This window comes from Chloroflexota bacterium, assembly GCA_014360905.1.
In the GTDB taxonomy this organism is placed as follows: domain Bacteria; phylum Chloroflexota; class Anaerolineae; order UBA2200; family UBA2200; genus JACIWX01.
Window position 1 is genome coordinate 1 of sequence record JACIWW010000020.1, and the last position, 12,301, is coordinate 12,301.

Consider the following 12,301-nt stretch of genomic DNA (forward strand, 5'->3'; position numbering starts at 1 on the left):
CTGAGTGCGGACAACAATCTGGCCGAACGGAGCCTTCGTCCGCTGGTGGTAGCGCGCAAGATCAGCGGGGGTACGCGGAGTAGCCGCGGTAGCAGGATCACGTTGGCCCTGGCCAGTCTCTTTGAGACGTGGAAAGCACGTGGGCTCAATCCCCTTACGCAGTGCTTCAGTATGCTTGCTCAAGGCCCTTAACCTCGAAGCTGAAATTTCTTACCTCAAATCTGAACAGTTACTCAACTGCGTAAATTTGCATTTCACGCCAAAATGTGTTAAGATTACTATTCGTGATTAATGTCGTAACGAGAAAGGAGGTGCGGCATGGTCTTAAGAAAGGACGAAAAGGAAGCCATCATCCAGGAATTCCACGTCCATCCAAGCGATACAGGATCGCCAGAAGTGCAGATAGCGCTGTTAACCAAGCGCATCAATGCCCTGACTGAGCATCTCAAGATCCACAAGCATGATGAGGCTTCCCGGCGCGGCTTGCTGAAGTTAGTAGGACAGCGCCGCCGACATCTAGCCTATCTGAGCCGCACAGATGCCAAGCGCTATAAAGAAATTGTAGCACGGCTGGATCTGCGTAAATAGCGATGTATGGCCAGTACGCTGTAGAGATATAAAGGGATGGACGAGTAGATGGGCGGTTTTCATCTACTCGTTTCCTTACTAGGTCGTATACAGGGATATGCTGGCATTGATTGGAGATCAGGAACGGGTGGTCCAGGAATTGGGGAGTGCTTCGCATGAACGGGTAAAAACTCTGCTGTTATGATTCGCCACCATGCGGCGCAGTCCCCAGTCCCTGACTGCCCGTCTGATCTCGGAAATATGAAATAAGAAAAGGTAGGATCGAAAAATGAATAATGTAAAAAGCTTTCAAGCGAAGCTAGGCAATTCAACAGTCATTGTGGAGACGGGCAAACTAGCAGGACAGGCCAATGGAGCAGTGACGGTGCGCTGTGGTGATACGGTGATCTTGGCCACAGCTACTGCAGCGCAAACGCCACTGGAAGGTGCCACATTTCTACCCCTGACTGTGGATTACGAGGAGCGGCTATATGCTGCTGGCAAAATCCCTGGTGGTTTCTTCAAACGTGAGGGACGACCGTCCGAAGCGGCCATTCTGCTCTGCCGGCTGGTGGACAGACCACTGCGTCCGCTCTTCCCTAAAGGACTGCACAACGAAGTCCAAGTTATTGTAACAGCCCTTTCCGCAGACCAAGAGCACTATCTGGATATCCTGTCCATCATTGGTGCCTCGGCAGCTCTGACTATCTCGGACATCCCATTTGATGGGCCATTGGGTGCAATCCGCATGGGCTATACCGATGGGAAATTGTTGTTCAATCCGACCGCTTCTGAAATGCAGCACAGCCTTCTGGACTTGCGCTTGGCTGGAACTGCAGATGCGATCATCATGGTCGAGGCTGGAGCCAATGAGGTACCCGAAGACATTCTGCTACAGGCAATGCAGGAAGGGCACCAGGCATTCCAAGACGTCATCCGCATGCAGGAAGAAATGCGCCAGGCCGTTGGCAAGCCTAAGAAGGAATACCCGCTATCCCAGGTGAATCAAGAGCTTGCCCGTATTGTCCAGGAGCGTCTCGCTGACCGTCCAATGCAAGCGTTGGAGCAGGCACAGAACAAGGAGGAGCGCAACAAGGCTCTTGACCAACTGCGTGCCGAATTGCTCCAAGAGCTGGGTGAAACCTATCCCCAGTTGGAAATTCTGACGGCGTTTGAGGATTATCTGAAAAGCGTGGTCCGTGCGGCGGTGCTTGAGCGTGGCTATCGCCCGGATGGCCGCAGCTTGAAGGATATCCGTCCCATCTACTGCGAGGTAGGATTATTGCCACGCACACATGGCTCTGGACTGTTCACTCGCGGTGAGACTCAAGTGCTGACGATTGCCACCTTGGGCACAGTGAGCGATGAACAGATCATTGACAGCCTGGATGCTACCGAGGAAACAAAGCGCTACATCCACCATTATAATTTTCCTCCTTACAGCACCGGGGAAACAGCAAGGCTCCGTCCACCTGGCCGAAGGGAGATCGGACACGGTGCACTGGCAGAGAGAGCTCTGCTGCCCATGATCCCTCCCGAAGAAGAATTCCCCTACACCATCCGCCTGGTATCGGAGGTGCTTTCGTCCAACGGTTCCACCTCGATGGCCAGCGTATGTGCTAGCACATTGGCTTTGATGGATGCGGGTGTGCCCATCAAGGAACCAGTTGCCGGCATTGCGATGGGGTTGATCAAAGAGGGAGAGCGTCATGCCATACTGACGGATATCCTAGGGATGGAAGACGCTCTGGGCGACATGGACTTTAAAGTAGCAGGCACAGCCAAAGGCATCACTGCCCTACAAATGGACCTCAAGGTCAGAGGAATCAATGCCGAGATCATATGCTCTGCCTTGGATCAAGCCAAGGAAGCACGGCTCTTCGTTTTGGATAAGATGCTCGCTGTGATTCAAAAAGCACGACCAGATTTGTCGCCCTATGCTCCACGCATCACGCTGATCAAAATTGATCCAGAGAAGATCGGAGCAGTGATTGGCCCTGGAGGCAAGACTATCCGCCACATCATCGAAGAGACAGGAGCGAAGATTGATGTAGAGGATGATGGCACAGTCTATATTGCCTCCACCGATAAGGCGAGCAGTGAAAAAGCGGTAGCCATGATCCAAGCCTTGACCGAAAAACCGGAAATTGGCAAAATTTACGTGGGCAAAGTAGTGCGCATCACGGACTTTGGAGCTTTCGTCGAAATCCTGCCCGGTACCGATGGGCTGGTGCATATCTCGCAACTGGCTGACTACCGAGTGGCAAAAGTCGAGGATGTGGTCAAGGTTGGCGATGAGATCATGGTCATGATCATAGACATTGATCAAGAAGGGAAGATCAAACTTTCGCGGCAGGCTGTCCTGGAAGGTTGGACAGCGGAAGAAGCCCGTGAGCGTGACCGCAAAACAAGAGGCGGTCATCGTGGCCCCACACCTACTCCCCGCCGTCCCAATAGGAGTATCCAAAGGCAACGCAGCCAACGATAATTCTGGAGGATTTGCTAGATGAGTGAGCATCCCGCTTCAACGCCACCAGAGCACACTCCCGAGCCCTTGCAACGCATTATCCTACGCTGGATTCGAGAGACACTGGAGACCATACTGCCAGCTCTGCTCATCGTTTTGGTGGTCAACTTGTTCCTGGCTCAGGCCACCCGGGTGGAGGGACAGAGCATGGAACCCAACTTGCATAACAACCAAAGATTGATCATCGAAAAAGTCTCTTATCATTTCCATCCCCCACGTCGTGGAGACATCGTCGTGATCAAATTTCCAAACAGGCACTCGGACCCGCTGATCAAGCGCGTTGTCGGTCTGCCTGGAGAAACGATCGAGATCAGAGACGGCCATGTTTATATCAATGGCCAGATCTTAGTAGAACCCTACCTGGATCAGCCGACCCTGGGCAATGTGGCACCACATGTCATTGCGCCAGGGCACGTCTTTGTCCTTGGTGACAACCGTAGTGCCAGCAACGATTCGCGCAGCTTCGGTGAAGTGAATATATCCTATGTTGTTGGGCGCGCCTGGTTCCGTTACTGGCCGTTGGATGAAATAGGCTTTCTGCGTTGAACAGAGCAAACCGCCAGAGTGGCTGCCGAAAAAGACTCTGGCGGTTTTTGTTTCGCTATACACTTCACATCTTTGTATTGACAAGGCATTAAGCATAATCATGTGGTGCAAGATCTATGCTTCAGAGGAGAGGCCAGTATGGGGCGAACGGTACTGCTGAGCGGACAACCAGGTGTGGGCAAGACCACGCTGATCAAACAAGCAACCGCGGTGCTTCCAGGGCATTGGGGCGGGTTCTACACGCAGGAAATCCGAGGTCCCAAGTCCCGGCTGGGTTTCGAAATTGTCACCCTAGATGGGCAGCAAGCACTTCTGGCCCACGTGAATAAGCCTGGCTCTCCGCGGGTCGGCAAATATGGCGTGTATGTGGAAAATGTGGACAAGGTAGCCGTGCCCGTACTGTACCGTGCGGTAGCAGAAGCAGATTATGTGGTGATTGATGAGATAGGCAAGATGGAATTGCTATCTCAAAAGTTCCGCACCGCAGTACTCTATGCCGTGCAGAGCCCAAAAACAGTGTTAGGTACCGTAATATGGCAGCAACATCCATGGGCCGATGCTTTGAAGAACCTGCCAGGAGTATTCGTGGTCACCGTTACTCTGTCCAACCGACAGCAACTCTTAAATCAAATTCTTTCTTTGCTCACAGGCTAGTTTATTTGACAATGATACATTGTTATGGTATGATAATACCGTAACTCTCATTGGGAGATCGCTGGTTGAGAAAGGAGCGCGCATGAAGAAAAGGATAATGGTAGCTTGTAGCGCCTGTGTCCTGTTGGCGGTCTTGATGTCCACTGGTTGCACGCGCGCCAAACCAGAGGTGTCCACTCCTACTCCTATCGCAGGGCAGGCCATGGTCATAACTCCCACTGCTTCTGCCATGCCCACGCAGGTATGGACGCCTCAGCCTCCTCCCACGACTATTTCCTTGCCACCCGGGCCAACCGTAGTCAGTGCAGCCGAAGCTTCCCCGACTCCGCTTCCTACAGCCATTCCGACCGTGTTCCCTACTGCTACAACCGTACCCGGCCAATTCGAATATACTGTGCAATGGGGAGATACCTTGTACTCCCTGGCTCGCCGTTTCAATACTACGGTGGATGCTCTCATGGCGCTCAATGGCTTGCAGAATCCGAATCTCATCCGAGTAGGCCAGGTGCTGAAAATAGTGGGGACACCTCCAAGTCCAGGTACGACCACAGAATATATTGTCCAACCCGGCGATACCTTGTTCTCCATTGCACGGCGATACAACACCACAGTAGAAGCGATTAGCCGCGCCAATGGCATTGTCAACCCTTGGTATATCCGCGTTGGACAGAAGCTGGTTATCCCACAGAGCAGTACACCCGCTACTCCTTCTACGGGGTCTACTTACGTGGTGCAGCCCGGGGACACCCTATATGGCATTGCTGCACGCTTTGGCAAAAATGTCTGGGACATCATTGCAGCGAACAACCTATCGGATCCCTACTGGATCTGGGTTGGACAGGTTTTGACCATACCCTGACTTGACAGTGAGCCAATTCGCGGGAAGGAATTGAACCTTTTGAGCAACTCCTTTGTATATATAATGGGTGCTCAAGCTGGGGATATAGCCGATGCATGAGCCGATAACTGAAGACGCAGAACTCGTCTCGCGCATTCGCTGTGGCAATTTGGATGTTTTTGAAGCATTGTATCACAAGTACAAGCGGCCACTTTATCAAACAGCACTAGCAATCACGGGCGATCAGGGCGCAGCGGAAGAGATTCTGCAAGATTGTTTCGTGCGGGCTTATATGGCTTTGGAGAGAGTGGATGTTTCGACCTCGCTTTCTCCCTGGTTGCATCGTATCGTGATCAATTTGAGCGCCAATTGGATAAACCGCAATCGGCCATTGCCATTGAACGAATGGATTGATCGCCTTATCGCTGGCCCAGTTGCTTCTCCTGAGCATATCATGGAGACATTTGAACTGCGCCAAGTCGTGCGCGAAGCGATTGCTACGCTGAGCTTTACCCATCGCGCGATCATTGTGCTCTTTTATTTACAGGGTTTCAGTTTGTCCGAGATTGCGTATATTTTCGATTGTCCGGTCGGCACGGTCAAGTCCCGTTTGCACTATGCATGCAAAGCCTTGCGCAAGAAACTGCGTGAGGATAGACGCCTGGCAGGGGAGCTGGTCTATGGAACGTCCTAGCAATATAGGGGACAGCGGCGACGGAGCATCCGCCAAGGATGACCTTGGTGAACTGATCCGATGGAGCTTCGAGGGTTCGCTTTTGGTGGCAGAGCCTCCGGCGGATGTGTGGCCTAAGATCTTGGCACAAGTGAGGGAGATCAATGCTCCCAGCACTGTTCAACGCCAAAGGAGGCGATCCATATCACCTCTGACATCTTTTATACAGGCCGTTGTAATTTCCGCGCTTCTGTTGGCCTTCGGGTTAGAGATCGAACGCAACACACACTTGGCTCGAAGCCCTCATGTAATGAGTGTAACACCGACTACCCATAGGTTGAGCGTTCTGCAAGAAACCTATCAGGATATGCTGCGGGGGCACATGCTCCTGCAGAAGGAAAAGGAGCAACCCGTCCGCAGTGACCATGCAGAAGACTTTAACGAAATGCAGAAACCTCGGGAAGCTGTGCAGCGCCCAGCTTATGACAAGTAATGCAATGAGAAAGGAGGTGGGATAGCGAGGCTATTTGACAATTCGTGACCCATTTTCTGTATACACAAGTTTATTCCACTTTGAGGAGGAAAAAGAGAGATGTTTCGAAAAAGATTTGCTGTGATGGTAACGCTGTTGCTCGCTCTGGCCATGGTGCTTAGCTCCTGCAAGCCGGCGGTGAAACTGGCTAAGGAGATCAATTTGAACCATGGTACCGAGCCGCCTACTTTGGACCCGAACCTGGCCACGGATACCACTTCCGTGCAATGCGATTTCCTTTTGTTCATGGGGTTGACCAGACTTGACATCGAGACCGTCGAGCCCAAGCCGTGGCTAGCTACGGAGTGGTCGGTATCCCCGGATGGGCTGGTCTGGACCTTCAAGATGCGCAAGGATGTCTACTGGGTGCGTTGGGATCCAGCCACACAGAAGGCGGAGAAGAAGCGCCCTGTCACGGCACACGACATCGTATATAGCGTCAGGCGCGCTGCTAACCCAGAGACAGCCTCCGACTATGCTTACGTGGACTATATCATCAAGGGCGTTGAGGCTGTGAACACCGGTGAGAGCACAGACCTGGAGTCCATCGGCGTGCGAGCAGTGGACGATTATACCGTGGAGTTCACCTTGACCCAGCCTGCTGGCTACTTTGCCGCGATCGCTGGCATGTGGACCAACTATCCCGTGCCGAAGGAATCCATCGAAGCGTACGGCGACAAGTGGACCGAACCAGGGAATATCTGGACTTGTGGCCCCTACGTCTTGGATGTATGGGAACATGAGAACAGGATGGTTATGAAGAAGAACCCCTTCTGGTTCGACGCCAAGAATGTCAGCATCGAGCAAATCAACTGGGTCATGGTCACAGATGCTTCGACGGCGTTCGCCATGTACGAAAACGGCGAATTGGATGTGGAGGCTGTGCCACTGGCTGATATGGACCGCGTGAAGGCTGATCCGGTGCTGAGCAAAGAGCTGTACATCGCCCCCGTGCTGTGCACCTACTACTATGGCTTCAACACCACCAAGCCACCATTCGACAATCCTAAGGTCCGCCAAGCCTTCTCCTATGCTATGGACCGCCAGAAATTGATTGACACGGTGTTGAAGGGCGAGCAGAAGCCTGCCAAGACCTTTGCCTGCCCCGGCATCTTTGGCTCGCCAGCCGAGGATCCAAAGTTCGAGGGCATCACCTTCAATCCGGACAAGGCGCGGGCACTGCTGGCCGAAGCCGGCTATCCAGATGGCAAGGGTCTGCCGGACATCACGCTCATGTTTAATACCAGCGCCGGCCACCAGAAGATCGCTGAGTTCTTCCAGGCGAATTGGAAGGAGGTCCTGGGTGTCGAGGTCAAGCTGGCCAACCAGGAGTGGAAAGTCTACCTGGCAACACTACACGAGGATCCACCACAGATTTGGCGCCTTGGCTGGTGCGCAGACTATCCCGATGAGAACAACTGGGTGCTGGAGGTCTTCCACCCGACCAAGGGCGCGAATAATCCTAAGTGGTCCGGCCCTGATGCGGATGAGTTTGCCAGGTTGACCGAGCAGGCCGCAGCGGAAAGCGATCCGAAGAAACGCGCCGAACTGTACTTCCAGGCCGAGAAGATCTTGTGCGTGGATTCAGCGGTTATTGCTCCGATTTACTACTACACCCGCGTCACCTGCACCAAACCATATGTGGAGCGCACATTTGGCAAGCAGGGTGGGTTGGAAGAAATCTTCTACTGGAAGGTAAAAGCGCACTAAAAACGGTCCGATTGTGAGGAGCAGAGATGCTACCAACCAATGCACCTCTGTCTCTGATCACTTGGATTAGCCTTCGGAAGCGAAGCCACGTAGCGATATCGCTACGTGGCTTCTTTACTTGATCGCTATAAAGCAATTATTGCCCTTAAATCTAGCAGAGGCAGTTCCCATGCCACTGAGCAAGAGGCATGGTAGCTCCACCCTTTCGCTTTGAGCCAGTTTGAGGGATGGAGAAGTAAGGCTTTCACTATTGGCAGGGGATCTTCGGATTGGCGTAGCAATAGCGACATCCATTGGGACAGCGCATTAGGTAGGAGCCAATATCCACGCTCGGCGTGCAGCCACAGTCCGGACGTTGGCCAGCATCCTTGCCCATAGGTGCTGGCAATCGGTATGGATGCAGGATGGAAAGCAGCTCGCCATCTATGCAGCGGGATGGTAATGCTTCTGCGAGACAGAGATCGCTCTGGCTACAAGCATAGAGCGTCAAACTAAGCGAATGGGCCAAAGCAACTAGTTGTTGCGTGATCTCCAGGCGTTGCGCAGGCGTAGGGTCATACCACCGCCACCCTCTGCGTTTACGCACTTTACTGTAGAGTGTGGCAAAGGATATGCGTACCGCTGTGATGCCTATCTTGCTGACTGCGCGCAGGATGGGTTCGGCAAAGGGAAGATTGCTTTTGACTTCCTGTCCTTCATACCAATGCACAATAGGGTCATAGCGCACGGTGACACGGCGGGGATCTCCAGTCAATTCAATCAACTCAGGCAACTGTGCTATCACTTCCTGCCAGGGTGCGATGCCCGGCTCCAATGCCGAACCCCCTAGCCCGGTGATGGTCAGATGACAAAATATTTGGTCATAGCGTGCCAGGGCTTCCCTAACGCCGCCCATATTGCGCAAAAGCGGGCGAAAATCTTTCGACCACAAAACCAGCGTATGCACATCTTCAGGCAGCAAAGAAACGCGCCTTACACGCGCATTGTATGGCTGTGGCACGTCCACAAACCCTTGACGCACTACTTCCGCTAGCCAACGCGCGTAGTACAAAGGGATATCTGTGCGTCGCGAAGCTGAGATAACCTGCCTCATCTGTCTCATGCCCCTTGGGAATTATAGCAGCGCATTGAGATGGTTGAAAAAGACCTTTGCCATACAGAGACAAAGCCGAAGCACCTTAACAGTATGGAGCGAGGGTTTCCTCACTGCCCCGGCGCTCTGCTCGGAATGAAAGGACCAGAAACTGGCAGGGATGTCCCAACTTGTGTCCGAAGTTCTGATGCGCTGAATTGACAGAGCAGCAAGAAAGGTTACAATATGCCTTATCGTTGCGAGTATGGATTCCGGTAAGCTCTAGCGATCCCAAAAGCGCCTTAGTTGGCTCTACGAGCAAGGATCAATTTCATATAGGCTGCATATGGCACGCGAACGAAACGCAACCAATCCCATCCTAGTGATTGGCGTTGCTGGAGGCACTGCTTCTGGCAAGACAACGGTGGTCCAAGCTATTCTCGACCGTGTAGGTCGCGAGCGGATCGCACATATCCAGCACGATTCCTATTACAAGGACCTCAGTCATCTGCCGCTCGAAGAACGCCGGCAATTCAACTTTGACCATCCCGATGCTTTGGATACACCATTGCTAATCCAGCACTTGAAGGAACTGCGTCAGGGGCACTCTATTGAAGTTCCTGAATACGACTTTGCCACCTATTGTCGCCTTCCCCAGACGCGCCTTGTCCATCCGTGTCCTGTTGTGATTGTAGAGGGCATTCTCATCCTGACCGAGCCAGCGCTGCGTGAGTTGATTGACCTCAAAATCTATGTAGATACAGATGCAGATTTGCGCTTGATACGCCGCATCAAACGGGATATCGCTGAGCGCGGCCGCACCATCGAATCGGTCATCGAACAATACCTAGCGACGGTGCGTCCGATGCATCTGGAATTCGTGGAGCCTTCCAAACGCTATGCGGATGTCATTATTCCTCTTGGTGGACACAACGTGGCCGCACTGGAGTTAGTTACTGCCAGAATCTTGTCCATGTTGGATGAAGTAGAGCAAGGAAAGAGCTGATGCTCTCCCAGGCTGCTGCGTCCCAAGCGTTTGGGTCATTCGTGCTCTTGTGCATCTTTTCTATACATCACCCTAAGGAGGGTACATGCCTGCTTTGCAGACTGCAAACCTGATTCTATGGAGTGCTGCTGCTATGCTCGTGCCCGTTGGTCTGGCATTCCTAGCCATTGGCGCAGCCCACGAGGAACGCGCCGAAGAGGTGGCAACAACAGCACTCCTGGCCCTGGCGACGGCCGCAATTGGTTATCTGGTTTGTGGCTTTGCTTTCCAGTTTGGTGGCGTAGCTTTCGTCTCTGGCATGCCGGGGCTGCAAAGCTTGACCGCTGAATGGTCGCCATTGGATGTAGCCTGGGGGCCAGGCTGGGGTGTGATTGGTCTGCGCGGATTTTTCCTTAGCGCTGAGGCCTATAATGCCGATGTGTACCTGCTTTTCTTCTCGCATCTCGCTGCGGTGACCACGGCCGTACTAGTGACGTTATTGGCACTTTGCCACCACGTAAAGCGCATCTATCTGCTTGCAATCGGTTTGCTGGTTTCAGGTTTGATTTACCCATTGGTTGGCAACTGGGTGTGGGGCGGAGGATGGCTAGCTAACCTAGGGTTGAACCTCGGTCTAGGTCATGGCTTTGTGGAAGTGGCTGGCGCAGGGACCACGTTCTTGTTAGGAGCGCTCGTGGCGCTGAGCGTTTTTCTCCTTATCAGGCCGCGTCGCGTTGCGGAGATAGGCCCAGCTAGATTGCCCCCAATCCATTTCCCCTTGCTGATGGTGCTAGGTGCATTGTTGGCTGTGGCAGGCTGGCCCGGATTGGTGCTGTCCAATCCATTGATCTGTGAACAAGTTACCGCACCAGTCATCATGGTGAACTTACTGCTCGGTGCTGCAGGTGCTGCCCTGTTCGTTTCCCTGTACTCTTGGTTTGTCACAGATAAACCAGATGCCCTAGCGATAGGACGGGGCACGGTGGCAGGTCTCATCGCAGTAAGTGCGGCCTGCGCTTTTATTCCAGCCTGGGCTGCCCTTTTGACTGGCATGGCGAGCGGGCTTTTGTTCTTGCTGGGCTTGTATGTCATCGAACATTGGTTACGGCTGGATGACCCTAGTGGGACGATAGCGACTTTTGGGTTGCCCGCTATTTGGGGTGTCCTCGCTGTAGCTATATTTGCCGATGGACGTTGGGGTGCGGGTTGGAATGGCGTAGGAGTAGGTGAGTATCTGGGTATACCCGGCCAAGGCATCTCAGGGTTGCTATTGGCCAGCGGTTACCAAGTTGCAGGAAAGGCTCAGCTATATGCTCAACTGACCGGCTTGGGTGCGCTCCTCGTTGCGGCGCTGCTTTTACCCTGGATGATTTGGAAAACGGCGCTTTGGATCCATGCATTGGGTCAACGGGTCACCGCTGTGCAAGTGACAACGCCAGCCAGTATCGTTGCCGAGGAAGAAATGGCCAGTGCATCATCCACGGCTATTCCGCCACTTTCTGATGTACCTGCCGAGGAGCAGCCGTCTCCTGTGGAAAAGATGCAGCGAGTCAATGACGTTCCTGAAGCAGGCGGATTACTTCCTCATCCGAAGTCTGATCAAAGACCGCATAGAAAGCACCAACAGCCCAGAAAATCTCCGGAGTGTACAGGCAAATAACCTGGTCAGCTTCCCGCGACAAAAGATGAATGGTGTCTTCTGGGCCAACAGGTACCGCTAGGATCAAGCGAGCAGGCTTGCGCTGCCTGAGCGCTCGTAAACTGGCCAAAATCGTCGCGCCTGTGGCCACCCCATCATCCACCAGGATGACCGTTTTTCCCTCCAGTTGTGGTTCAGGCCGTGAGCCACGATATGCGGTCAGCCGCCTTTTGATCTCCTGACGTTGGCGTTCGGTTTCTTTTTGTACATAATCCTCAGGTACGCCAATGCGTTCGATGAGATTATAATCCAATACCAAGGTACCATCGCTAGCCACAGCTCCAATAGCCAGTTCTGGGTTATACGGTGCGCCGATTTTACGCGTAATGTACACATCCAGAGGTGCGCCCAATTTCTTGGCTACCTCGGAAGCGACCACTACACCGCCACGTGGGATACCTAGAACAATCAAATCTTTCTGACCGCGGAGCGAGGCCAATTCTTTGGCTAGAAGCTGTCCAGCTTCACGTCGGTCCCGAAAAAGCATGATTGCCTCCT

Annotated in this window: 13 protein-coding genes; 11 read left to right on the forward strand and 2 right to left on the reverse strand. The window is 53.1% G+C overall.

The window, feature by feature from the left end; translation table 11 throughout:
- The 9 genes from H5T67_09030 to H5T67_09070 all read left to right on the forward strand — a co-directional run.
- The coding region (locus tag H5T67_09030; protein MBC7245458.1) for a transposase at window positions 1-192 on the forward strand (192 nt) is incomplete at its 5' end.
- 126 nt (window positions 193-318) lie between these two features.
- The gene (gene rpsO, locus H5T67_09035; protein MBC7245459.1) at window positions 319-588 is read left to right on the forward strand and encodes a 30S ribosomal protein S15; all 270 of its coding nucleotides are present in this window, start codon (window positions 319-321) and stop codon (window positions 586-588) included.
- Window positions 589-856: 268 nt separating this feature from the next.
- Entirely contained in the window at window positions 857-3,055 is a 2,199-nt protein-coding gene (locus H5T67_09040; protein MBC7245460.1) for a polyribonucleotide nucleotidyltransferase, read from the forward strand.
- 18 nt (window positions 3,056-3,073) lie between these two features.
- Window positions 3,074-3,640, forward strand: coding sequence for a signal peptidase I (gene lepB, locus H5T67_09045; GenBank protein MBC7245461.1), 567 nt, complete (start codon window positions 3,074-3,076; stop codon window positions 3,638-3,640).
- Window positions 3,641-3,778: 138 nt separating this feature from the next.
- Window positions 3,779-4,294 carry an NTPase gene (locus tag H5T67_09050; GenBank protein MBC7245462.1) on the forward strand — a complete coding sequence of 172 codons (516 nt, stop codon included), beginning with the start codon at window positions 3,779-3,781 and terminating at the stop codon, window positions 4,292-4,294.
- A gap of 82 nt (window positions 4,295-4,376) precedes the next feature.
- Window positions 4,377-5,153, forward strand: a complete 777-nt coding sequence (locus H5T67_09055; GenBank protein MBC7245463.1) for a LysM peptidoglycan-binding domain-containing protein — start codon at window positions 4,377-4,379, stop codon at window positions 5,151-5,153.
- Between the two features lie 91 nt (window positions 5,154-5,244).
- Window positions 5,245-5,826 (forward strand): sigma-70 family RNA polymerase sigma factor, encoded by a 582-nt coding sequence (locus H5T67_09060; GenBank protein MBC7245464.1) that lies wholly within the window; start codon window positions 5,245-5,247, stop codon window positions 5,824-5,826.
- Complete coding sequence (locus H5T67_09065) at window positions 5,813-6,298, forward strand: hypothetical protein (GenBank protein ID MBC7245465.1); 486 nt, start codon at window positions 5,813-5,815, stop codon at window positions 6,296-6,298. Before H5T67_09060 ends, H5T67_09065 begins: the two co-directional genes overlap by 14 nt.
- 99 nt (window positions 6,299-6,397) lie before the next feature.
- Entirely contained in the window at window positions 6,398-8,047 is a 1,650-nt protein-coding gene (locus H5T67_09070) for a peptide ABC transporter substrate-binding protein (GenBank protein ID MBC7245466.1), read from the forward strand.
- A gap of 247 nt (window positions 8,048-8,294) precedes the next feature.
- Here H5T67_09070 and H5T67_09075 read toward each other — a convergent pair whose 3' ends face one another.
- Window positions 8,295-9,149: a DUF1848 family protein gene (locus H5T67_09075; GenBank protein ID MBC7245467.1), complete on the reverse strand. Its 855-nt coding sequence runs from the start codon at window positions 9,147-9,149 to the stop codon at window positions 8,295-8,297.
- A 316-nt stretch (window positions 9,150-9,465) separates the two neighbouring features.
- Here H5T67_09075 and udk point away from each other — a divergent pair, with 316 nt between their 5' ends.
- Both udk and H5T67_09085 read left to right on the forward strand, forming a co-directional pair.
- Window positions 9,466-10,125, forward strand: coding sequence for a uridine kinase (gene udk, locus H5T67_09080; protein MBC7245468.1), 660 nt, complete (start codon window positions 9,466-9,468; stop codon window positions 10,123-10,125).
- Between the two features lie 85 nt (window positions 10,126-10,210).
- Window positions 10,211-11,764: a hypothetical protein gene (locus tag H5T67_09085; protein ID MBC7245469.1), complete on the forward strand. Its 1,554-nt coding sequence runs from the start codon at window positions 10,211-10,213 to the stop codon at window positions 11,762-11,764.
- On the opposite strand, the gene H5T67_09090 is transcribed toward H5T67_09085, so the two are convergent.
- Window positions 11,655-12,290: a phosphoribosyltransferase gene (locus H5T67_09090; GenBank protein ID MBC7245470.1), complete on the reverse strand. Its 636-nt coding sequence runs from the start codon at window positions 12,288-12,290 to the stop codon at window positions 11,655-11,657. The genes H5T67_09085 and H5T67_09090 overlap by 110 nt on opposite strands.
- Between the last annotated feature and the right edge of the window lie 11 nt (window positions 12,291-12,301).